Source organism: Flavobacterium sp., from assembly GCF_965284515.1.
Lineage (GTDB): Bacteria > Bacteroidota > Bacteroidia > Flavobacteriales > Flavobacteriaceae > Flavobacterium.
The window spans coordinates 1,035,824-1,058,619 of sequence record NZ_OZ260089.1 but is presented as its reverse complement, the minus strand read 5'-3'; the positions used below and the strand labels follow the sequence as shown (position 1 = coordinate 1,058,619).

19 protein-coding genes are annotated in these 22,796 nt (G+C 28.8%); 6 read left to right on the top strand and 13 right to left on the bottom strand.

The genetic code is table 11. From position 1 onward, the window contains the following. Positions 1-151: 151 nt before the first annotated feature. The 5 genes from arfB to ACQ65T_RS04835 are packed head-to-tail and all read right to left on the bottom strand — an operon-like array spanning position 152 to position 4,009. Positions 152-553, bottom strand: a complete 402-nt coding sequence (gene arfB, locus ACQ65T_RS04855) for an alternative ribosome rescue aminoacyl-tRNA hydrolase ArfB (RefSeq protein WP_430399972.1) — start codon at positions 551-553, stop codon at positions 152-154. Continuing rightward, entirely contained in the window at positions 546-2,081 is a 1,536-nt protein-coding gene (locus tag ACQ65T_RS04850) for a DUF4301 family protein (RefSeq protein ID WP_430399971.1), read from the bottom strand. Before ACQ65T_RS04850 ends, arfB begins: the two co-directional genes overlap by 8 nt. Continuing rightward, positions 2,051-2,665: a nicotinamide riboside transporter PnuC gene (pnuC, locus tag ACQ65T_RS04845; protein ID WP_430399970.1), complete on the bottom strand. Its 615-nt coding sequence runs from the start codon at positions 2,663-2,665 to the stop codon at positions 2,051-2,053. Before pnuC ends, ACQ65T_RS04850 begins: the two co-directional genes overlap by 31 nt. Continuing rightward, the gene (locus ACQ65T_RS04840) at positions 2,662-3,378 is read right to left on the bottom strand and encodes a geranylgeranylglyceryl/heptaprenylglyceryl phosphate synthase (protein ID WP_430399969.1); all 717 of its coding nucleotides are present in this window, start codon (positions 3,376-3,378) and stop codon (positions 2,662-2,664) included. Before ACQ65T_RS04840 ends, pnuC begins: the two co-directional genes overlap by 4 nt. A 1-nt stretch (position 3,379) precedes the next feature. Then, a complete protein-coding gene (locus ACQ65T_RS04835; protein ID WP_430399968.1) occupies positions 3,380-4,009 on the bottom strand; it encodes a 4'-phosphopantetheinyl transferase family protein in 630 nt (209 codons plus the stop codon). 130 nt (positions 4,010-4,139) lie between these two features. Here ACQ65T_RS04835 and ahcY point away from each other — a divergent pair, with 130 nt between their 5' ends. Both ahcY and ACQ65T_RS04825 read left to right on the top strand, forming a co-directional pair. Beyond that, entirely contained in the window at positions 4,140-5,456 is a 1,317-nt protein-coding gene (gene ahcY / locus ACQ65T_RS04830; protein ID WP_430399967.1) for an adenosylhomocysteinase, read from the top strand. A gap of 183 nt (positions 5,457-5,639) precedes the next feature. Further along, the gene (locus ACQ65T_RS04825; protein WP_430399966.1) at positions 5,640-6,740 is read left to right on the top strand and encodes a DUF4407 domain-containing protein; all 1,101 of its coding nucleotides are present in this window, start codon (positions 5,640-5,642) and stop codon (positions 6,738-6,740) included. A gap of 61 nt (positions 6,741-6,801) precedes the next feature. On the opposite strand, the gene ACQ65T_RS04820 is transcribed toward ACQ65T_RS04825, so the two are convergent. Next, positions 6,802-7,980 (bottom strand): glycosyltransferase, encoded by a 1,179-nt coding sequence (locus ACQ65T_RS04820; protein ID WP_430399965.1) that lies wholly within the window; start codon positions 7,978-7,980, stop codon positions 6,802-6,804. 188 nt (positions 7,981-8,168) lie between these two features. On the opposite strand from ACQ65T_RS04820, the gene ACQ65T_RS04815 reads away from it, so the two are divergent. The 3 genes from ACQ65T_RS04815 to ACQ65T_RS04805 are packed head-to-tail and all read left to right on the top strand — an operon-like array spanning position 8,169 to position 14,030. Then, positions 8,169-11,258 carry a hypothetical protein gene (locus ACQ65T_RS04815; protein WP_430399964.1) on the top strand — a complete coding sequence of 1,030 codons (3,090 nt, stop codon included), beginning with the start codon at positions 8,169-8,171 and terminating at the stop codon, positions 11,256-11,258. Further along, positions 11,255-12,496 (top strand): hypothetical protein, encoded by a 1,242-nt coding sequence (locus tag ACQ65T_RS04810; RefSeq protein ID WP_430399963.1) that lies wholly within the window; start codon positions 11,255-11,257, stop codon positions 12,494-12,496. Before ACQ65T_RS04815 ends, ACQ65T_RS04810 begins: the two co-directional genes overlap by 4 nt. Further along, positions 12,477-14,030, top strand: a complete 1,554-nt coding sequence (locus tag ACQ65T_RS04805; RefSeq protein ID WP_430399962.1) for a glycoside hydrolase family 2 TIM barrel-domain containing protein — start codon at positions 12,477-12,479, stop codon at positions 14,028-14,030. The genes ACQ65T_RS04810 and ACQ65T_RS04805 overlap by 20 nt, the downstream gene beginning before the upstream one ends. On the opposite strand, the gene ACQ65T_RS04800 is transcribed toward ACQ65T_RS04805, so the two are convergent. The 4 genes from ACQ65T_RS04800 to ACQ65T_RS04785 form a co-directional block, all read right to left on the bottom strand. Then, positions 14,013-15,218 (bottom strand): glycosyltransferase, encoded by a 1,206-nt coding sequence (locus ACQ65T_RS04800; RefSeq protein ID WP_430399961.1) that lies wholly within the window; start codon positions 15,216-15,218, stop codon positions 14,013-14,015. The genes ACQ65T_RS04805 and ACQ65T_RS04800 overlap by 18 nt on opposite strands. An 84-nt stretch (positions 15,219-15,302) precedes the next feature. After that, on the bottom strand, positions 15,303-16,559 hold the full coding sequence (locus ACQ65T_RS04795) for an oligosaccharide flippase family protein (protein WP_430399960.1): 1,257 nt from the start codon (positions 16,557-16,559) through the stop codon (positions 15,303-15,305). 38 nt (positions 16,560-16,597) lie between these two features. Then, positions 16,598-16,900, bottom strand: coding sequence for an STAS domain-containing protein (locus ACQ65T_RS04790; RefSeq protein ID WP_430399959.1), 303 nt, complete (start codon positions 16,898-16,900; stop codon positions 16,598-16,600). Positions 16,901-16,928: 28 nt separating this feature from the next. Further along, positions 16,929-17,231 (bottom strand): STAS domain-containing protein, encoded by a 303-nt coding sequence (locus ACQ65T_RS04785; protein WP_430399958.1) that lies wholly within the window; start codon positions 17,229-17,231, stop codon positions 16,929-16,931. Positions 17,232-17,381: 150 nt separating this feature from the next. Here ACQ65T_RS04785 and ACQ65T_RS04780 point away from each other — a divergent pair, with 150 nt between their 5' ends. Beyond that, the gene (locus ACQ65T_RS04780; RefSeq protein ID WP_430399957.1) at positions 17,382-19,448 is read left to right on the top strand and encodes a tetratricopeptide repeat protein; all 2,067 of its coding nucleotides are present in this window, start codon (positions 17,382-17,384) and stop codon (positions 19,446-19,448) included. Here the strand turns inward: ACQ65T_RS04780 and ACQ65T_RS04775 are convergent. From ACQ65T_RS04775 to ACQ65T_RS04765, 3 genes are read right to left on the bottom strand one after another with little or no spacing between them, the layout of a single operon-like run. After that, positions 19,435-20,145: a LytR/AlgR family response regulator transcription factor gene (locus ACQ65T_RS04775; protein ID WP_430399956.1), complete on the bottom strand. Its 711-nt coding sequence runs from the start codon at positions 20,143-20,145 to the stop codon at positions 19,435-19,437. The two genes, ACQ65T_RS04780 and ACQ65T_RS04775, sit on opposite strands and share 14 nt — an antisense overlap. A 12-nt stretch (positions 20,146-20,157) precedes the next feature. Continuing rightward, positions 20,158-20,475: an Hpt domain-containing protein gene (locus ACQ65T_RS04770; RefSeq protein WP_430399955.1), complete on the bottom strand. Its 318-nt coding sequence runs from the start codon at positions 20,473-20,475 to the stop codon at positions 20,158-20,160. Next, complete coding sequence (locus ACQ65T_RS04765; protein ID WP_430399954.1) at positions 20,475-22,796, bottom strand: PAS domain S-box protein; 2,322 nt, start codon at positions 22,794-22,796, stop codon at positions 20,475-20,477. The genes ACQ65T_RS04770 and ACQ65T_RS04765 overlap by 1 nt, the downstream gene beginning before the upstream one ends.

The following is a 22,796-nucleotide window of genomic DNA, read 5'->3' as shown; positions in this document are numbered from 1 at the left end:
CTTGTACCAACGTGCACATTAGTATTTTGTCATTTTCCTTGGCAGCATTACCTGCCCAGGTTCTATGGGTATAATCTCAGCTCGTTATTTAGAGCACCCCTTTGAGACAATGCAAAAGTAATATAATAGTTTAAAAACACAATCTAAATTTTTAAAATTCAGGCCGCTTTCTATTTTGTTTTAATTTGCTCATTACTTTTTTAGCATTTAGCCTTTTTTCTTTAGATGCTCTAGTTGCTTTTGTTGGTCTTCTTATTTTTGGTTTATGAAGTCCTTTTTCAATAATTGTTAAAAATCTTTTTATAACAATTGCTTTGTTTTTTAATTGACTTCTATCTTCGTCACAATTTAAGATTAGAACATTATTCTGTGTTAATTTTGATGACAACTTTTGTTTCAACATTTCTTTTTCTTCATCTGATAATGACAAAGAATTTTCTAAATCAAATGACAAAACAACTTTAGAAGAAACTTTATTTACATTTTGACCTCCTGCACCACTACTTCTAACGGCCTTAAAGTCAAGCTCAAGCAATATTTTTTCCTTATTCATCTAAAAATTGGTGTGCAGGTTTTAATAAATCATTAACTGTTTTTACAGGGTTAAAAGTTTCTAATGGTACTTCTACAAAAAGCGTTGTCCATTTTGCCATTGCACCATTCCATAAACCCGGTAATTCAAAAGCTTTTATTGGTTTCCCGTTTTTTGTTTTCTCAGTAATAAAAGCAGCATTATGATCAATAAAATCTTCCAAATTAAATTTTCGTCCCTTATAATCATATACAGCACAAACAATATCAACAGGATTAAAGTGAGTTGCTGACTTTGCTATACTATTTTGACTTTCATTTAAAAAATCAATTTGAGAAGACTCTACTATTTGAAGTGTTTGTCTTCCTTTTTCATCTTGAACCCAAAAAGGACCACCACCAGGTTCTCCTTCATTTTTTACCATTCCACATATACGAATTGGTCTGTTTAAAACCTTAGTTAAATATTCTGTTTTATATGATTTTTTAAAATATTTAAAATCCTCAGTCAATGGGAAAGACAACTCGTTTTCAATAAAAAAAATTAATTCTTTAAAATCAGATTCGGTTAAGTCTTTAGACTCTAAATCATTTAGAAATTGAAAAATTTTTCTTTGGGTTTTTATAATAATAGCTCCTAAAGCCTTTTTGTAATCAGAAATTAAGATTCTGTTATTTTGTGAAACATTATCAATATTTTTCAAGAAAATAAGTTCTGAATTTAATTGATTTAAATTTTCAATTAAAGCACCATGACCTCCTGGCCTAAAAAATAATGAATTGTCTCCTAACCTAAATAATGAGTTATCTAAATTTACAGCAATTGTATCTGAACTTGAATTTTGATATGAAAAACTAATATCAAAATCTCCAAACTTATTTGTTATTTTTTTAAACTCATTTTGAAATTCATTGTTTATTGTAAAGTGAATTTTAGTTTTCACATTGTCCTTTCTATAAAAACTTGCTTCAAGGATATTTTCTTCAATTGGAGTAATTATTTCTGAGCTATTTTTATGGAAAGGTAAAATCCCTTTAGGCTTTTGAGCAAAATTCAGACCCTTTTCATTTAGTAATGTATCAATTAAAGAATGTATTTTTAAATCATTAGTTAAAGTGTAATAATTTGGATTTAAAGCAATTGTTATCTCTTTTAATTCAGTATAAAAAGAAAAATTTTTCAATCCATAAATAAATAACTCAAGATCTTTGTTTCCGGTTAAATTTATATAACTATTTATGGTTTGCTTTTCCTTATCAAACTCATTAAGAAACTCATTAAGAAATTTAAACATTCTTGATGCCGCTCCAGAAGCTGGAACAAATTTCTCTATGGTATAATTGTCTTTGTAGGTGTCAAAAAAAGCAACATACTCTTTAACCTCATCATTAGATAAAGAAACAATCCCATTACCAATAACGGCAGGTTTAACAAGGTTAATCATTGGAACTCCATTTTTAAAATAAAACAATTGTTGCTTTATTTTGTGTAATGAATTTCCTCTTTTTTCAATATATTTTAAATCTTCTGTTGTAAAATTCTCTTCCATTCTAAATAGCCAAAAATGGCAACTATTGTAAATATTAAAAATTGTAAACTTGAAAAAGTAAATCCTTTATAGAAGTATAATGGAACGGAAACTATATCTCCTACAATCCAAAAAATCCAATTTTCAATTTTACGTTTTGCCATAAGCCACATTCCCACAAAGAAAATCCCTGTTGTAAATGTGTCTATATAAGCGGTCCAATCATTGAATTTATCAAACCAATGATATATCAATATTACAAAAAGAATTGTTACTATAAAAATAACAAAGGTATTTATCCATTCTTTTTTGTTGGCCCATGAAATTGGATATTCTACTTGATTATCGTTTTTTCTGGTCCAAAGAAACCATCCGTAAATACTCATAGTTGTATAATAGCCATTTATCAACATATCCCCAATTAAGCCCCATTTATTCAACAAGTAAACATAAATAATTGTACTGACTAAACCGGTAGGGTAAACTAAAATATTATTTTTCAAAGCAAAGAAAACACTTAGTAAACCAAACAATACAGCAATAATCTCAAAGGCAATATCAATAGTGTCGTAATTGGTATATTGTGAAAACAAAAATTCAATCATAATTCAAAAAAAGCGTTATCATTTTCAAAGGCAGAACCTATTACTACCATATCTGCCCCAGCATTAAAAGCGTCGTCAATTGCTTCTTTCGAACGAATTCCGCCACCAACAATTAACGGAATTGTTAATTTTTTAGAAACTTGACTAATCATTTCTAAAGGAACAGCTAATTTTGCACCGCTTCCTGCTTCTAAGTAAACAAGTTTATTTCCTAAATACTCAGAAGCTTTTGCAGTTTGGCAAACATAATCTATATTGTTTCTGTCTAGAGGACTTGTTTTACTCACTCTTTCCACTGCAGTTTCTGTTCTGCTATCTATTAACAAATAACCAGTTGAAATAATTTCTAAAGTTGTTTTTTCCAAAATTGGCACAGCATTCACTTGATGTTCAATTAAATAATCAGGATTCCTACCAGAAAGTAAACTTAGAAACAAAATTGCATCAGCTTCACTTGATATTTGTTTATAATCTCCAGGAAATAAGAACAAAGGTAAATCTACACATTGCTTAATTTCTTTAATTAATCCGTCTAAATGATTTCCATTATAAGTACTTCCTCCTATAAATATATGCGTCGCAGGAGATTCGTTTATCTTTTCACATAAATTTTTAACATCTGAAATCAAAAGTTTCTCAGGATCTAATAAAATAGCAAGTAACTTACTGTTCTCTTTTTTGGCTTGTACAATATTTGTATATAACTCTTTCATACTATTTCTCTAATGCATAAACCAACGTAAATCCTTCAAACTCTTCAAAGTAAAAATTAAATTCTTTCTCAAACTCATTTTGTTGAACAGAGGCTTTCCCTTTTCCATCTAATAAATCAAATGGAAACACTTTCATATCGTCTTTAAAACTTAAACTTCTAGAATTACACATTTTATATTTTGCTTCTTTGGCTCCCCAAATTACAGTTAGTTTTTTTATATATTCTGCTGTATTGTTGTCTAAATAATTAAACTCAAAATCTACAAACTTATTGGCAATTCTAGCAATTTTTTCTCTTTGTAATTCGATATCAATACCAACATTCTCCTGTCCAATAATAATTGCCGAAAAATTATGAGAATGCGTGATTGAAATTTGTTTTCCATCTTTTAAGTGAGGCTTTCCGTTCTCATCATAAAACAAATCAAAGTCTGAATAACCAGCAGATTTCAACAAATGCCTTATACTCAAAAAACCATTTTGATGGCTTTCAGATTTCATTCGCTCAAGTCTAGCTAAAGAAATATCCTTTAGCCTTATCTCACGAAACAACTCATTAAAATCCTCTTCAATTTTCCAAATAAGAACTGAAGTTAAGGGGTTTACTTGTATTTTTTTATAAAAAGACATTAAATATAAGGTTGAGATTCAGAGCATTAACTTATTAAACATTTCATAAAATAAGTCATTATATTAAAAAATTAAAAATGAAATTAGTACCTTTGCACTTTTATTTAATAATACAAATATACAATAATAGATGAGTTCAAATACAACAACTTATGTGCCTTATAAAGTAAAAGACATTACTTTGGCTGACTGGGGAAGAAAAGAAATTGAATTAGCTGAAGCTGAAATGCCAGGTTTAATGGCTCTTAGAGCTGAATATGGAGCAAGCCAACCTTTAAAAGGAGCACGAATTGCTGGATGTTTACATATGACTATTCAAACTGCTGTATTAATTGAAACTTTAGTAGCTCTTGGAGCTGATGTTACATGGTCTTCTTGTAATATTTTCTCAACTCAAGATCATGCTGCTGCTGCTATTGCTGCTGCTGGAATTCCGGTTTATGCTTGGAAAGGATTAAATGAAGAAGAATTTGACTGGTGTATTGAGCAAACATTATGGTTTGGTGAAGACAGAAAGCCGTTAAATATGATTCTTGATGATGGTGGAGATTTAACAAATATGGTTTTTGATCGTTTCCCTGAACTAATTGCGGACATTAAAGGTCTGTCTGAAGAAACAACAACAGGAGTTCACCGTTTGTATGAAAGAATGCAAAATGGAACTCTACATATGCCTGCAATAAATGTAAACGATTCAGTAACTAAATCTAAATTTGATAACAAATACGGATGTAAAGAATCTGCTGTTGATGCTGTAAGAAGAGCTACAGACATCATGTTAGCTGGTAAAAGAGTTGTAGTTTGTGGTTACGGTGATGTTGGTAAAGGAACTGCTGCTTCGTTTAGAGGTGCAGGTTCAATTGTAACTGTGACTGAAATTGACCCTATTTGCGCTTTACAAGCTGCAATGGACGGTTTTGAAGTTAAAAGATTAGACACAGTTGTTGGCAATGCAGATATTGTTATTACAACTACTGGAAATAAAGATATTGTTTTAGGTTCTCATTTTGAGAAAATGAAGGACAAAACTATTGTTTGCAACATTGGTCACTTCGATAACGAAATCGATATGGCTTGGATGAACAAAAATCACGGTGCATCTAAAGTTGAAATCAAACCACAAGTTGACAAATATACTATCAATGGAAAAGATATTATTATTTTAGCTGAAGGACGTTTGGTAAACTTAGGTTGTGCAACTGGTCACCCAAGTTTTGTAATGAGTAATTCATTTACAAACCAAACATTAGCTCAAATTGAATTATGGACTAACTCTGCTGCCTATAACAATGAAGTATACATGTTACCAAAACATTTAGATGAAAAAGTAGCAGCTTTACACTTAGCTAAATTAGGCGTTGAATTAGAAACTTTACGTGATGACCAAGCAAAATATATTGGTGTTCCAGTAGAAGGACCATTCAAACCAGAATATTACAGATACTAGTCACTAGTCATGCTGAACTTGTTTCAGCATCTTAAAACATAAACAAACCCTTACAAGCGATGTGAGGGTTTTTTTATACATAATATTTTAACAACAAAGTGAAACAAATCACGTTACTATTGTACTAATCAATATCATCAATCAATACTATCGATCTCATTTTGGTAGAAAAAATCAATCATCATGTTAAAAAACTTCTTCATTCTTTGTTCTGGAGCAGATAAGAATCTAATCAATTCTTGCTCAAATGGCGAACAAAACAAGTATGCCGGGATTGGCGCAACCGTTTTCTTTACTGCAGTTATGGCTTTTATAGCCTCAAGTTATGCACTTTATACTGTTTTCGAAAATGCTTATATTGCAATGGCATTTGGATTAATTTGGGGTTTACTTATTTTTAATCTAGACCGTTTTATCGTATCTACTATTAAAAAAAGAGAGTCTTTTTGGAGCGAATTCAAACAAGCAACGCCTCGAATTGCTTTAGCCATTATTATTGCTATTGTCATCTCAAAACCTTTAGAAATTAAAATTTTTGAAAAAGAAATCAATACTGTTTTATTGAAAGAGAAAAACGAAATGATGCTTGCCAATAAAAAGCAAGTTGCAAATTATTTTCAGAGTGATTTAGATAAAAACAAAGCACAAATTGATAGTTTAAAATCGGATATTCTTAAAAAAGAAAAAGAAGTAAACGATTTATATGCTGTTTACATTACCGAAGCCGAAGGAACTGGTGGAACTAAAAAACTAGGAAAAGGTCCGGTTTACAAAGAAAAAAGAGAAAAACATGATGCTAGTTTACAAGATTTGGCTGCTTTAAAAACCACTAATCAAGATAAAATAAATGATTTAGAAGCTAAAGCCAAAAAACTACAAGCTGATTTAGATAAAAAAGTAACAGAAACCCAACCAATAATTGAAGGTTTTGATGGTTTAATGGCACGCATTAACGCTTTAAACAAATTGCCATTACTTCCATCACTATTTATTATGCTGTTGTTCTTAGCTATTGAATCTTCTCCGATTATTGCAAAATTATTATCTCCAAAAGGAGAATTCGACTTTAAACAAGAAGATGCAGAAATGGCTGTTTTAAACATGCTTGCCCAAAACAAGTACCAAAGTGAATTACAACGCAAAACCGATGCGGAAATTTATGATAAAGTTTATGCAGAAATTAAAGAAGACAAAGAACTTTATAATTACAAAAAGAAACGTGCTATTGAATTGCTAGAATTGCAAGCAGATGGTTTTGTAGAGAAACAAAAAAAATCAATATAATTAAAAAAGGGAGTTTTCAACATGAATAACTCCCTTTTTATTTAGTAAAACTACATAATATTTATCTATAACTAAATGCAATTTGTCCTATTTGACCAACAATTTTAATAGAGTCTTTCATGCTTAATTTTGATCCATCTGCATGTATCCATCTTTTAAGTGGTTGTTCACAAATCATTTCTTTCGCCTCTTGAAGTCCATATGTTTTTTTCATTCTCATAAATATTTCAACATCAAATAACCATTTAGTAAGAAATTTTGTTTGGAATGTCTTTTCTATAATTTCTTTAGTCATTATTTTTGCTCCACATTGTGTATCATTAATTTCCATATTTAAAGTTTTTCTGATTATGAAATTAACAGTTTTACTTATGATTGCTCTTGCAGATTCTTTAGTAATATTTGCTCCCATTCTACTCATTCTTGAACCACTTACAATTTGAAAATTAGAATTAGTTATTGTAGTAACTAAATCTTGAAAATCATCAAAATTTGTAGCTAAATCAGCATCTAAAAAACCAATATAATCAAATTGTTGTTCTTTAGCTAAATGTAACATTCCTAGGCGAACAGCCTCCGCTTTTCCTCCATTTTTCTCACAATTATAGACACTTATTCTGTCTTCATTGCCCATACTTAATTCATTTAACATTTTTAATGTATTGTCTTTACTCCCATCATTTACAAAGCACAAATGATATCCTAAATTTTTACCGACAAATTCTTTAAACTCATCACTTTGTAATCTTTCTTCTTCATTATAACAAGGTATAACAACACCTATAACTCCTTTTTGTATCAACTGGTTTGCTTGTTCTACTTTATAAATAGTTCCGGAACCTATTAAACGCCTTACTCTTAATCCAATTTCTTTTAAACTTAAAGGTTTCTTCATATAATCTGCAGCACCTAATTCGAAACCTCTTGTAATAATATCTTCATCTGTATTTCCAGATAAAATCATAAATGGAATTGGGGACTCTTTAATAACTTTAATATAGTATAAAAGATCTAAACCTGAAGCTATTAAAGTAGGCTCATTATTTTCGTCTAATGAAGTAAAGTCATCTTCATACATATTTATATCTGAAATCACTAAATCAGGATTATAAGTATTAAATTTCAAGATACCATTTTTTACATTACTTGATGTAAATACTTCATATCCTAAATCAGTTAAACACTTTTCTAACGAAAGTAAGACTAATTTTTGGTCGTCAACTATTAGTATTTTTTTCATGATATGGATTTTTGTTTTTTGTTCTTATTTATAGTACAAATATATTGGCAGACAACTAACCTAATTGAAGATATTAGATAGATAGACTTTAAAGTGTCGACGAATGGTGAATTTGTTTAGACTTATATTTTTCATCTATAGCAACTATATTACTATATTTACATCACAGTTTAAGAATAACTTATTTAGTGAAAGAAACCTCAAACAAATATTTAATAGTAGCTTTACTTTTAGGAATCACTTTCCATGGAAGTGCTATTTTCTTTACTATAGAAAACACGTACGACGCTTTAATACACCTGTTTTTTGGCAATCACTATGCCACTAGTTGGTTTGAACCATGGAACTATAGTTGGTATACTGGTTTTACAGTTATGGGCTATCCACCATTAGTACATCAAACAATTGGAATACTATCTTATATTGGTGGGCTAAAATTTGGGATGTTTACCGTTGCCATAGTTGGAGTCTTTCTTTTCATCACTGGAGTTTTTCGATATACCGTTTTAATTACGGGTAACCGAACTGTTGCTGGATATGCTGCAATTGTCGCAGTTATTTCCTCATCCTTTGTGGAAACACTACATGTTTTTGGGCAACTACCAAGTATTATTGGCATCTCCTTATTAATGCATGCTATGCCTGAAATTTACTTATATATAAGAACAGGTAAGCGGAAATACTTTTTTACCTCATTATCTTTAATCGCTGTTACTGTTTGTTCTCATCATGTAACTCCTTTGTTTGGAATGGTGTTTTTCATTTCACCATTATTAGGAATGGCAATTATGGATGCTTCAAGGGAACAAGTTACCTCCTATAAAGAAATTACTTTCAGATTATTCTTCAAAACTTTCGTTTCTTTGTTTAGACGAATAGTTCTCTTCTGTGGTTCAGCTATTTTTTTAATTGTGTTTTGTATTTTACCTTATTGGATAAACTCGAAAGCCAACCCTATAACTCAAGTACCAATTCCACATGGTAGTCGCGATAATTTTTTAGAAGTTACCTCTTCTGGGTTAATGTTTTTCTTGATTCCTTGGGGAATTTTACTTTTCATTTTACCTTATATTTTTTATCGTTATTATTCAAAACGTTATTTTTTCTTTGGATTTTCAATTACTTTATTGACGATTTTAGGAACTGGTGGTACAACTCCAATTCCTTTAAAGATGCTAGGAGAAACTGCTTTTAATATTTTAACACTGGATAGATTTACGTTTTGGGCTTCCATTATGAGTTTACCTATTTTTGGAGAATTTGTATACAGATTGGTAGAAGGCGATCTAAAAGTTGCTTTGCAAAACAAATTTGGAACGGTTTATCATCGTATTTTGGGTGGTTTATTTGCAGGAAGTTTTCTGTTATTTACAATTTTCACAATTACATTAGGCTACTTTAGACCTTTACAACCTGATAAAATCAACTTTTTACCTATTGTAAATTTTTTAAATCAAGATCAACACGACCAATGGAGGTATTTACCCTTAGGTTTTGGAGATCAAATGGCTTTTCTATCTACACAAACTAAAGCAATGACTGTTGATGGTAATTATCATTCTGCAAGAAGATTACCTGAATTAACCACAAGAGCAGTTGAACGATTAGAAAACTCCAAATTTAGAGGTATTGAAGGCATTGGTTCTTTGCAACAATTTTTGACGGTTCCTGAAAAATACAACTTAAAATATGTGTTTTCTAACGATAAGTTTTATGACCCTATTCTCTATTTCTGCGGTTGGCATCGCTTAACGCAATTGGAAAACGGAATTATGGTTTGGGAAAAGCTAAATGTGCAACCTTTATCCAAAACTTTACCTAAAGAAGATGTTTCTATAGTATTAAAATTAATGTGGGGAATTATTCCTTTACTTACAGTTTTAATAGCTTTTATTTTAAACATACAAATGATTTGGTTGCAAGCTTTAAAAATAAAAGTATTAGACAAACCTGCTTTCTTAAATCATGGTATTATTTATAAGGGCTTTAAAAGCGGGATGATTAAATTACTGCATATTTGGACAGGAATTGTGCTTATCCTTTTTGGTATTGGTATTTATTTTACTTACATCAAAAACGCGACTCAAATTAGCCCAGAAAATGTGGTAAAATCATATTATGATGCTTTGGATTTTAAATTTTATAAAAAAGCACATTCTTTTATTGTTCCAAATAAAGAATATAGTTTAGCACAATTTATGTTGGAAATTTCGGTTTCTGATGGGATTTTAAATTCCTACGGAAAATTAGATGCTATAGAAACAACCATCAAGCATAACTCTACTAATAAAGCTAGTGTAATTGCTAAAACCAAGTGGATTACACCTTTGGAAATCATTGAAAAAACATATACACACGAAGTAGAAAAAATAAAAGGAAAATGGTACATCATTCCTGATAAGACAGATACCGATTTACCACCAGATGAATTTATTGCAACGAATATTAATTCCTATTACAAACAAGGCCGAAGAAAAATATCGACCCAGCAAACTTATCATGATGATATTTTGCGTCAACCTGATTTGGAAATTATTAAAGCTAATTTAGTTTACTTTGACAACAAATATATGATTATTGGAGAAATTCAAAATATTGATAACGTTCCAGCTGATGTGGTTTTAAAAGCTTCTTTATATGATGAAAAAGATAAAATGCTAGGCACTTTCAATGCAAAATATGTTATCAAACATAAATTAATGCCTAAAGAAACTACTAGTTTTAAGGTAAATTTTGAAGATATAGCTTGGCTTAATGCTACTGATGTAAAACCGACAAGTTTTAATCCTGATGAGTTTACGGATAAAAATTTCAACAATAAACCTGTAACTTTCGATATTCAAAGTGCAGGAAATATAGCTATTTCAGATTTATATACTTCTGTAGCCATTTCAGATTTAATAGTTACAAATGAAGAAATAAAAGGAACTTTATTCAACTATGGTATTCAAGAAGTTACGGTTCCAGAAGTTTTAATCACTTATTATAATGATAAAAAAGAATTAATTTATGTAGATCATAAATTCATAAAAGAAGGTATTAGAATTCAAAGAAAGCAATATTTTACTTATTCTTTTTTAAATCTTTCTACCTTAAAAAGTTTAAAATATTCAACAGAAAATTGTTTTGTAAACGGAATTTCAAATGAAGCCATTGCAAGAGGTGTGATTAAGAAACGAAAAACAAACGAAGAAGAAGAACAATTACAAAAAGTAAACGGAAAAGGTTTCTCATACATAAAAATTGAATTGAATAATTACATTGGTAATCCAAAATGATAAAAAGAAAACTACATATCATTATATTAGTAAGTATAGCTTTGGTTTTGCTTTCTGTCACTTTATTGGATGAAAAACCAACTACTAAAAATACGTTTTCTTGTCTTACCACTCAAGAAAATTTTGTTGCTGGAAAACCTATTGCAATAGAATTTAAAGGAAGTTTTGAAAACAAACCGCAACTTTATATCATACATTCTTTTGGCAGAACATTATTGGATGGTGTTTTAAAAAATGATAAAATTCAATATAATTTACCTAAACACTATGTTAGAAAAACAGGTTTTGTTTCATGGTTTTTATTAGAAAACAACGAAGAAAAAGCAAAAGGAAATTTTCAAATTGTACCGAATGATGAAACTAAAACCAATCTTGAATCTTATCTTGGACCACCGAGTACTTTAGCTGGCGATAATCATTATGTGATGTTTGTAACCATTCCAACAGATAATTTAGACAATCCAAAATTACCAAATACTGATGTTGTTATTAAACATCAATTTTTGAATGACATTTCAACTAACAAAATAAAATCAAAAGACTTTATTGCTTGGAAAAACATTTATGCACCAACAAAATCTGGAATTGTATTAATTTCAGCTTATTGCAACGAGGCTATAACAAAAGAATTTGACGCTGTAATTTATCCTTCAATTGCAACAGATTTTACGATTTCATATCAAAGAAATCACAACTTTGCAGATGGAAATCAAATCACAAAATTAACCACTTCTATTCTTAAAGATAAATTTGGAAATACTGTTAGTGATGGAACAATGGTTACGTTCATCATCAAAAACAAAGAAAATGCCGTGTTAAAAACCTTTGGAACAACAATTGAAGGGATTGCTACGGGTCAAATTTTGCATCCAGAAAAAGAAAATAAGTATTCTGTAAAAGCTTTCGTTAATGGAATTAGTAAGAGTAATTCGATTGAAATTGCATACAAATCGATAAATCCAACGATTGCATTTTCGTTTTCAAAAGACAATCGAACTATTACTGTTGGACCCATTAAAAGTTTTATGAATCAGATTGTTCCTGATGGAATTAAAGTCAATTTAAACATCTATCATAAAGATAAATTAGTTGAAACTATAACAGAAAACAGTAACAAAGGAAAAGCTGAATTTTATCTTTCTCCCGAATTTTACAAAGAAAAAAACTATCGTTTTGAAATTGAAACGTTAGGCAAAATCATTAAAACAAATGAAATTAATGTCATTAATCAACAATAAAAATAGTTATCGCGTTTTCTTACTAGCATCGTTTATTGCACTAAATATATTGGTGTTATATGGAATTAGCTCTGTTTTAGCTTACTTAAATGAAGGTGCTGATAGAAGTACGATGTTGCATTTAGATAAAGAAACGGCAAATACTTATTTACCTAAAATTTCGTGGAAAACCCTGGAAAACCCTGGTAGAGAAATGGAAAAACAAACTTTAGCTACATTAGAAAAACATTATTTATTTTCATGGTACATTAAGAATAATGCTTTAAGAAATAATACAAATGAAGGGATTGACGATTATTTTACAGAAAACCCAAGAAAAACTTTAGACACGATAATTAAGAATAATAAAACTAATAAAATTTTCATTGAAAGCACAACTTTAACACATAATCCAAAATTAGAATTTTATAGTGAAGACGGTCAGTTAGTCGTTTTTACAGATGAAAATGTAATTGAATTTCAGAATATTTATCAAGATAAAAAATTAATTTCTTCAATTAAAGACACTGCAACTTATAAAGTTTTAATGTTATTAGAAGATGGTTTTTGGAGAATTCGTCATTGTGAAAGAATGGCTAAGGTTATTCACACTGTAAAAATAGATTCTATTGAAAAAATATTTACTGTTAAAGGAAATAAAATCCTAAAAAACAATAAACCTTTCATCATAAAAGGTATCAATTATTATCCTAAAAATTCAGCTTGGGATATGTATGGTGATTTGTTTAATTTGGATACCATTGCTGCAGATTTTGATATTATTACCAAAGCTAAGCTAAACACCATAAGAATTTTTGTGCCTTATGAAGATTTTGGAAAAGCAGAAGTTAAAATCGAAAAAATAGAGAAACTAAAACAAGTTTTAACTTTAGCTAAAACCAAAAAATTAGCAGTAATTGTAACCTTGTTTGACTTTTATGGCGATTATTCTGTAAACAACTGGACATTAACTCAAAGACATGCTGAAACTGTAGTTTCAAGTTGCAAAAATTTTGACAATATTGTTTCTTGGGATATAAAAAACGAACCCGATTTAGATTTCGAATCTCGCGGTATTCAAAATGTTAAACCTTGGCTGTCAGAAATGATTGAAGTTGTTAAAAAAGCAGCTCCAAATCATTTGGTTACTATTGGTTATTCAAACATAAAGGCAGGTGAAATTCTAAAAAATGAAGTAGATGTTGTTTCCTATCATTATTACGAACACATTTCTTTGTTTAATGACAAATTGAATGCACTTGAAAAAGCAACAAACAAACCTTTAGTTATGCAGGAGTTTGGAATGTCATCTAACAGAGGTTTTTGGAGTTGGACTGGAAATTCAAAAGAAGATCAAGCTGAGTATCATAAAAAAATGCAAGCTGTTTTCAAAGAAAAACAATTTGCATTTGTGTCATGGACTTTATATGATTTCCCTAAAGTTCCAAATGGTGTTGCCGGGAAATGGCCTTGGATAAAAAACAAACAAAAACAGTTTGGTTTCATCGATTATGAAGGAAGACAAAAACCTTCATTTTTATATATAACTTACTAAACTTTTTTCTTTAGCTTTTTTTGAGTTTATTATATTAAATTCATTCAAATACATATCTACAATTTTATCCATTGATAAAGAACTTGCCGCTTCAAAGTTAGTTTTAGCAATTCTTCTTCTGTAAGTATCATCATCTAAAATAGTTGAAATAGCTTTAGCTAAAGAAGAACTACATGTTGGATTGAAGAATTCTCCTTTGTAGCCTTCGTCCTTTACTAATAAAGTTAAATCACCTAAATCAGGCATTACAACTGCTTTTCCATAACTTCCTGCTTGATGCAAAACTCCTGAACTCCCTGTGGTTGATGTATAAGGAAATGCTACAATTGTACTATCTGAAAAAATTCTTTCTACATCATTTTCTTCTACATAACCTGTAAAAATAATTCCTTCTACGTGAGCATATTTTTCTTTAACCGATTGTAAATATCCTGGTGTATTTGGACTATCAGTTCCTGCAATTACAACTTCAATTGGTTCTTGGTTGGTTTTTCTAATTTCTACAATAGCATCAATTAAAATTTCTACTTTTTTATAGGTTCCAAACTTTCCAAAAGCCATAATTTTCTTCGGTCCAGCTGGTAAATCAAATTTAGGTTCTTTTATAGATTCAAAAGTTCCGTGAGGAATTAAAACTACATTTTTTGTATTGTACTTTGCGTTTAAAACATCTACATATTTGTTAATTGTAACAGAGACTTTATTTGCTTTTAATATACATCTTGTTAGTGTTGTTCCAATAAGATTATATATTTTCTGCGTCAATTTATTAGAAGTAAAACCTGCATTTTCTAAGTCTACTTGTTCTAAAATATTATGCATCAAAACCATTGTTTTAAACCCTAACAATCTTAAAACCATTGGTAATAATAATCCTAAAGCAGCTGGTATTTTTTTATCACCAAACTTTACAAACTGTAAATTAAAAAAAATTGTTTCTGGTTTTTCTTTAATTACTTGTCTTATGATTGAAAAAAAATTGGCATAACTATTAAATGTCCAACATTCATTTACTTTAACTTTTTCACAGTTTTCAAAGTCTAATTGTTTTGGAGCTTCTGTCTTATCACTCATTAAAACTAATTCTGAAACTTCTTCTTTTTGAACAAAGTTTTTTACTAAATGATAACCATATTCGTTTAAGGTTACTTTACTTGGCGGAAAGGCTGTTACTACTGCTAATTTCATAATTTTTGTCTTTTTATGTTGTTATTATAGTACAAATATCGAACGAATGCCTATCAATGTCTAGGTTTTTCGATGAAACGAACTTTACTGTAGACGATTACTTTTCTTGTTCTGATAAAAGAAATATATTAATTGAAAAAGCAACAGAATGAACATAGCGATAATTTGCATATGAACTACTTCCTCTAAAGATTCGTGAAAAAATACAATTAACAGTATTTGTGTAAAGCCTAATAAAGCCGAAATAACAACTGGAAAATAATTAGTTTTGGAAAGAAAGTAATATGAAAACACATTGGCTACAGCAAAAATGGCTGTTGCTAAAGCATATTTCCATAACAAAGGAGCGATTGACAGATATTCATCCCCAAACATTAAGTAAACTACCGTTTCTGGCATAATGTAAGTCACTAAAACAATAGCAGAAGAAAACAATGCAATTATAGAAACATATTTCATTAAAATAGGCTGAGTGTCTTTCCCTTCTTTATTTAGTTGAATAACTTTTGGTAATAAAAGCATGACAAAAATCCAAGTTACAAAGTAAACTACTCTTCCTATTAAAGCTAAAGAAGCATAGAAACCAGCTTGTTGATTGTCAAAAAAATGTTTCACCAGAATTACATCGCTGTTATTAATTACAATTTGGGTTAGCTCATAAAAAGCTGTTAGGGCAAAAAAGGTGACGATTGGTTTTGAATCTAATTGTAACTTATTTTCTGAAGTAAGTTTTCTAAAAATAGTTTTTTGAAAAGGAATCAAACCAAAAATAAACGATAACGCAATTCCGGTTGAAACTAAAATGGTAGTAGGTAATTGTGAGGCAAAAAGGAATAATGTAATGGTTATGAAAAGTCGGGCAAACATTTCAGTACCATAAGTTACAGACAATTGAATCAAATTATTTTCTCCTTGATAAATCCCTCTGTTTACACTCATTAAGAAGTATAATGGAATTCCAATTCCGAACAAATGAAACATTGAATCTGTTTCAGTATGTAATAAGGTTTGTAAATTTTCACTAAAAAAAACAAAAAGGAATCCAATGAAAACTCCAATAGCAATGGAAGCTTTTGAAATGGTTTTGATGAATTTACTTTTCAATTCACCTTCCAAAAGCACACTGTATTTAGTAGTAACAATTTGAAAAGTCATTCCAACGAAAGACAATACCAACAAAAAAGTAATTAAGATAGCTGCATCCGCAAAAACTTTTGGGCCAAGAAATCTACCTAAAATTAAATTATAGGCATAATTCCCTGCATTTACAACAAACATTGTAAGCATGAAAATCTGTTCTGAACTTATTTGTCTTTTCTTAAGAGTTATTGCTTGAATCATTTTTTGTCTTTTGGGTTGTGTATTTATACTGTAATGAATTAAGCAGCTCTATTTTGTAAAAGATAATTCATTTTTTCCGAATGAAATAAATTTGTCACTTTTTGATTTTCTTCGCTAAGTATATAAAACACTTTATTCTTTGCTAATGCTTTTTTATATAAATTAATAATAATATCAAAACTAGATTTATCCATATCGATTACATTATTCAATGAAATAATAATAAAATTAGATTGCTCAATTAAAGCTTCAAAATAATTCTTTAATGAATTCGCATTTTGTGCATTTAAAGTTCCATTTATTTCTAAAACTCCTGCATTTTGTTTGATTTGTAGTGCCATAATTTCAATTTTTTTAATTAATTTTTTTTTAGAAAATATCTCTTCTTAATACATAAAACAACTTTTGTTCTTTAAACAAATCTCTTACTTTCTTGTTTTCGGATCCTATTATGTAAAATACTTTGTTTTTTTTAATTGCTTTTTTATATAATAAACCTAAGCACTTTACAGCCCCTTTATCTAAATCATTTACCTTGTCTAATGAAATAATAACGGATTTTGTGTTCTCAATTAAAGCTTCGAAATGACTTTTCATTGAACTTATATTTTGAGTATTTAATAATCCGTTAATCTCGAAAATACCTGAATTGTTTGTAATTTGAAGTGCCATAATTTTTTAGTTTTTGAATTATTACTGACACAAATATCTTCCAAAAACCAATGAATGAAGCTTCCTTTTCGATGAATAACAAGTTGCTATAGATGAAATATCATTGGTTTATGACTAACTTGCAAGTGGTAACAAAATCACTTTCGACCAATGAAAATATTATATCCAAAAATCATCTTTTTTTTTCTTTTTTCTATTTCCATTGTTCGTGCGCAAGATATGCAGGAAGGATTTACTTATCTTGAAAAAGGAAATTTTGCAAAAGCAGAAATATTTTTTGAAAATGTTTTAAAAGAATATCCAGTTAACAAAACTGCTCAAATTTGTTATGCAAGAGCTATTGGTCTAAATAATCAAGCATTTAAGTCGCTTGAGCTTTTTAAACAATTAGAAAAAGAGAATCCAGATGATTTAGAAATTAAATTGAATTATGCTGAATCGTTACTGTGGAACAAAAAGTTTTCTGAAGCGAAAATCTATTACACTACTCTTGTTGATGAAAATCCAAAAAACTTTGTCGCTCATTTAGGTTTTGCTAATACCTTATCTAATTTAAAGGAGTTTGAAAATGCTTTACTTAATGTAAATAAAGCTTTAGACCTTTCTCCAGGAAATGGTGGTGCATTGATTTCTAAAAAATACATCAAATTAGGTTTTGCCAATGAAAAAGTAAATGCCAAACAATATGATGAAGCCGAAAAATTCTATGATGAAATATTAGTTGATTTTCCAAATGATAAAGAAACACTATTAAACAAAGCCAACTTATATTTAATTTCTAAACAAATAGAAAAAGGAAATGAAGTTTATAAATTATTAGCTACTGAAAATCCAAATATTGCTTTAAATGGTCTTTCGCTTTTAGCACATTTGAATGAAAAAGACACTGAAGCTTTAAATTTAGCGACCGAATCTTTAGAGAAGAGCAAGTCTATTACAGATGAGAAAATCATCAAACAAACAAAGGAACGTTATGTTCAGGCTTTAATTTGGAATAGAAAATATAATTTATCAGAGGAAAACATTACTTTATTATTAGAAAAATATCCAAATGAAAATTGGGTTTTGGCTTTATCCGCTACTTTAGCAATATACAAAAGTGACTTCAAACAAAGCATTGCTGATTATTCAAACATCTTAAAAAACGATTCTAACTCTTTTGATGGAAATCTAGGAATTGCAAATGCTTATTATGCTTCTGGTGAAATTGACAAAGCTTATAATTCAGTTTATAATACTTTAGATATTTTTAAAAATCAAAATGATGCATCAAATTTCTTAAAAAAATTAAATGCAGAACACATACCTATTTTAGAAGAAAAATTAAGTTATTCATTTGATAATGGAGATAATACTGCTTATGCATCTTTAACACAAATTACTTTTCCGACTTCAACAAAATGGTCTTTTAATACTTCTTATCAATTTAGAAAAACTGATAACAAAGTTACTTTAGCCAATGCAACTACAAATGATTTTACTTTAGGAACGACCTATAAATTTCATCCAAAAGTAAGTTTTACTATGAATGCTGGTGTTTCTAATGCAAAAGGATTTACGAATTCTTACAATCAATTATTAGTTCATACTTTCTTTAAGATGAAGCCATTAAAATTGCAAGATTTAGAAATTGGTTATAAAAGAGAAATGCAAAACTTTAATTCAGATTTGATTAATAAAGAAATTGTAAGTAATAATTTATATGCCAATTATAATATTAGTACAAATATAAAATTTGGTTGGTTTACACAATATTTCTACACAACACAATCTGACTCAAATACAAGAAATTTATTGTTTACATCTCTATATTACAACTTTTTATCAAAACCGGTTTTAAAAGGAGGAATTAACTATCAATTTATAACTTTTAAAAATCAAGTTCCTACTGATTATTTTAGTCCAAAAAAGTTTAATGCTGTCGAAATTTTTGCCGATTTCTTAAAAGATGAAAATAGTGCCGAAGTAAAAAGTATTTTTTATAATGCGAATGCTGCTTCAGGCTTTCAGTTTATAGAAGATGGGGACAAACAATGGACTTACAGGATTCAAGCAAAATTGGGTTATAGATTTTCTGATAGGATGTTAGCTAATGTTTATGGTTTGCGAAGTAATATTGCTTCTGCAACTGCTGCTGGTTTTACCTATAACGAATTTGGTTTTCGCTTAAAGTGGTTACTTTTTAGTAAACCAATTTTTAAAACTACAATAGATTAAGTCGTTTAATTAATTCTGGTCTATTAGCACGACTTACTGGAATCACATCTTTTGCAATAAGAACACTATTATCTTCAATATCAATAATTTTTTTGGTATTGATAATAAAAGAACGATGAACTTTTAAAAATAAATCTTTAGGCAATTTATCTTCTATTTTTTTTAAGGTAGAGTGAACAGTATAGTTTTTACTTTCTGTTTTAATTAGAATATAATCTCCTTTTGCTTCAACAACATTTACCGTGTCAAATTCTATTTTTATTAATCTTCTATCTATATTAACATAGAATTCGTTTACAGTATCGGAAGGAATTTCGTCTTGTGAAGCATTAGTTTTTGAAGGAACTTTTGCTACTTTTAATTTTTGAATCGCTTTTTCAAAACGGTCTTCTGAAATAGGTTTAACTAAATAATCTACAATACATTCATATTCAAAAGCTTCAATTGCAAAGTTTTTATCCGAAGTAACTAAAATAACTTTTGGAGGATTTTTAATGGTTTGAACAAAATCGAAACCTGTAAAATCAGGCATATGAATATCTAAAAAGATTACATCTACTTTATTTTGATTTAAATATTTAATGGCTTGCATTGCATTTGAGAATTCTTCTAAAATTTTCATTTCTGGAAAGTTAGAAATTCTTTGAGCAATTATTGCTCTTGCCATTGCTTCATCATCAATTATTATACACTTCATAAAGTTGCTTTTTTATAGATCACCTACAAATTTTTGCATCAAATGTAAAACGTTTTCAAATTCTGTTTTTAATTCTGTTGAACCTTGTTTTAAATTATCTTCAAATTTTTCAGCAATATAGTAACTTTTTTCAAGACCTAGAACAGAAATTTTATGTTTTAGTTTATGAACCATTTCTGCGGCAGCTTTAAAATTTCGTGCTTCAAATAATGTTCTATAACTTTCAATTTCTTGAGGCAATTCTAATTTAACAATTGAAATCATTTTTTGCTTGAAACCTTCATCATTTCCTGAAAGTTCATTTATGTACTTTAAATTTGCTTGTTCCATTAGCTTTTGGGTAATGTAAAATAAAACGTTGTTCCTTTTGTAAGCTCACTTTCTAAAAAAATAGAACCGTTATAATTATTTATAATTCTTTTTACAATAGACAAACCAATTCCATTAGAGCTTTCGTGTTGAATATAAGATTGGAAAATCTTAAATATTTTTTGTTGGTGCTTTTTTGGAATTCCTGGTCCATTGTCTTTTATATAAAAAATATAACTATTTTTCTTTTCTAAACAGCCAACTGAAACTATACCGATTGGTTTATCAATATATTTAACTGCATTGCCAATTAAATTTTGAAATACCTGTTGCATTCTATACTTGTCAGCTTTTATAATTGGAAATTTACTTTCAATTTTAACGGTAATATTGTCTGGAATATAAAGAACACTAATGCAATTTTCAACAACTTCATTTAGATCAATAGATTCTATAAAACTATCTTTAGAGTCGACTATTGAATATGTCAAAATACCTTGGATTAAGTTATCCATTTTTTCAACTTTCCCTTCAATTAAATTAAGATATTGAAGTGTTTTTTCACTAAACTCTTTATCATTATCTTCCTTAATCCAAGTGACTAAAGAATGTATACTTCGAAGAGGGGATTTTAAGTCGTGGGAAACAATTTGAGCATATTCATTAAGTTGTTCATTTTGTTTTTCTAATCTTTGTAAAAGATTTTCCTTTTGAATTTCAAGATTTTTTTGTTCCGTAATATCAAGATGTACACCTATGGAACCAATTAAATTTCCGTTTAAATTATAATTTGGAGCACCGCTTATTAACCAATGTTTCGTTTCACCTGTTTTAGTTTTAGCTGTAATTTCGTAAGAATCGGAAATTCCATTGGTTCTAATGGAATTCTTCTCTTCAACGATTTGCCTATTTTTATTTTCTATTAAAAGTTCTGAAGCTTTATTTCCTAACAAATCTAGCAACGAAAAACCACTCATATCACAAAAAGATTGATTGGCAAATAAAACAGTATCATTATTATCTACTTCTAACAATCCCATATTCATGTTGGCGATTATGTTACTGTATTTTTGTCTTTCTGCCTCTATACTTTCTTTGTACCTTTTTTTGATAGTTATGTCGTCATAGCTCCATAAATGTCCTGCGTATTTTCCATCTTTATAAATAGGTAAAAAGCTTCTTTCATAAACACTTCCATTAACTAATTCTATTTCTTCGGCAATAACTTTTTCTTTGTTATTCAATATTTCTTCAATTCTAACTAAAAAGTTAGCTGAATTTTTAAAAAAATGTTGCGTTTCTTTCGCGGCAATCACACAGTCTACACCTTTCATTTGTTCTGGTTCAATAGGAATATGAAACATGGAACAAAACTTCTTGTTGACTACAACAATTTTTCTATTTTCATCTTCTAATAAAACTCCCGATTGTAAGTTTTCTATTAAAGAATTTAAACGATTTTCAGATTCAATAATTTTTTGATTGTATTCTTTTTCAATAGTATTGTTTTCAATTATTGCAAAATATTGAATAATTTTTCCTTTGTTGTCAAAAACGGGTTGTCCTTTGGTTTTTGACCAAAAAGGCTTTTTAGTTTTGTGCTTATGAAAGATTTCAATGTCAAAAATTTCACCTTCATAAAAAGCAGTGAGCAATTTTTTTATTTGACCTTTATCTGATAAATTAGATAGCCCTACTTCTACAGGTGTTTTCCCTATTACTTCATCGTTAGAAAATCCTGTTAAATCTAAATACGCTTGATTGCACCAAAATATTCTCCCATCAGGATGTGTAAAAACTACTCCGTTTTTATTAGCACTAGCAACAAGAGAAAGTTTGTTTAATTCTTCTTTATCTTTTTTAAGTTTTTTTCTTTGTGTATTTACAGTGTCTAATAATTCTTTTAACTCAGAATTATTAATTTCTTGATTTTTTAAAACATGTAATAAATCGAGTAAAGGATCGAAAATTGCAAAATCATTAAGTATTAATTTTTTTTCTATGACATTTTCCATAGATTGAAACCATGGTGTTCCTATAAAAAGAAAATACTCGTTATGAAGATCAATTTGCCCTCTTAACGAAACGGAATTATCTATAAGGGAATTAAAAAAAACTAATTTACCAATAGTTTCATTAAAATTTTTAGAAGAAAGATTTTCAATATTTGGTCTTTGAATAGAGAAAACTTCCGTGAAAATTAAATCTACTTTTAGTACTGGAAGTATTTTTTTTAAACTTTTTCCAAAACTTTTAATTTTTAAATCTTTATCAATTAAAATATAAAAAGGAAAAAGGTTATTAAAACTAGTAATATCAAAACTGAATTGAAAATCTTTCAT

Excerpts from the sequence above, each read along its gene's own strand:
- ACQ65T_RS04780 (WP_430399957.1), top strand. The coding sequence starts at position 17,382 with ATGAAAATATTATATCCAAAAATCATCTTTTTTTTTCTTTTTTCTATT.
- ACQ65T_RS04775 (WP_430399956.1), bottom strand. The coding sequence starts at position 20,145 with ATGAAGTGTATAATAATTGATGATGAAGCAATGGCAAGAGCAATAATT.
- ACQ65T_RS04770 (WP_430399955.1), bottom strand. The coding sequence starts at position 20,475 with ATGGAACAAGCAAATTTAAAGTACATAAATGAACTTTCAGGAAATGAT.
- ACQ65T_RS04810 (WP_430399963.1), top strand. The coding sequence starts at position 11,255 with ATGATAAAAAGAAAACTACATATCATTATATTAGTAAGTATAGCTTTG.
- ACQ65T_RS04765 (WP_430399954.1), bottom strand. The coding sequence starts at position 22,796 with ATGAAAGATTTTCAATTCAGTTTTGATATTACTAGTTTTAATAACCTT.
- ahcY (WP_430399967.1), top strand. The coding sequence starts at position 4,140 with ATGAGTTCAAATACAACAACTTATGTGCCTTATAAAGTAAAAGACATT.
- ACQ65T_RS04835 (WP_430399968.1), bottom strand. The coding sequence starts at position 4,009 with ATGTCTTTTTATAAAAAAATACAAGTAAACCCCTTAACTTCAGTTCTT.
- ACQ65T_RS04795 (WP_430399960.1), bottom strand. The coding sequence starts at position 16,559 with ATGATTCAAGCAATAACTCTTAAGAAAAGACAAATAAGTTCAGAACAG.
- ACQ65T_RS04800 (WP_430399961.1), bottom strand. The coding sequence starts at position 15,218 with ATGAAATTAGCAGTAGTAACAGCCTTTCCGCCAAGTAAAGTAACCTTA.
- pnuC (WP_430399970.1), bottom strand. The coding sequence starts at position 2,665 with ATGATTGAATTTTTGTTTTCACAATATACCAATTACGACACTATTGAT.
- ACQ65T_RS04850 (WP_430399971.1), bottom strand. The coding sequence starts at position 2,081 with ATGGAAGAGAATTTTACAACAGAAGATTTAAAATATATTGAAAAAAGA.
- ACQ65T_RS04790 (WP_430399959.1), bottom strand. The coding sequence starts at position 16,900 with ATGGCACTACAAATCAAACAAAATGCAGGAGTTTTAGAAATAAATGGA.
- ACQ65T_RS04825 (WP_430399966.1), top strand. The coding sequence starts at position 5,640 with ATGTTAAAAAACTTCTTCATTCTTTGTTCTGGAGCAGATAAGAATCTA.
- ACQ65T_RS04840 (WP_430399969.1), bottom strand. The coding sequence starts at position 3,378 with ATGAAAGAGTTATATACAAATATTGTACAAGCCAAAAAAGAGAACAGT.
- arfB (WP_430399972.1), bottom strand. The coding sequence starts at position 553 with ATGAATAAGGAAAAAATATTGCTTGAGCTTGACTTTAAGGCCGTTAGA.
- ACQ65T_RS04785 (WP_430399958.1), bottom strand. The coding sequence starts at position 17,231 with ATGGCACTTCAAATTACAAACAATTCAGGTATTTTCGAGATTAACGGA.
- ACQ65T_RS04805 (WP_430399962.1), top strand. The coding sequence starts at position 12,477 with ATGTCATTAATCAACAATAAAAATAGTTATCGCGTTTTCTTACTAGCA.
- ACQ65T_RS04820 (WP_430399965.1), bottom strand. The coding sequence starts at position 7,980 with ATGAAAAAAATACTAATAGTTGACGACCAAAAATTAGTCTTACTTTCG.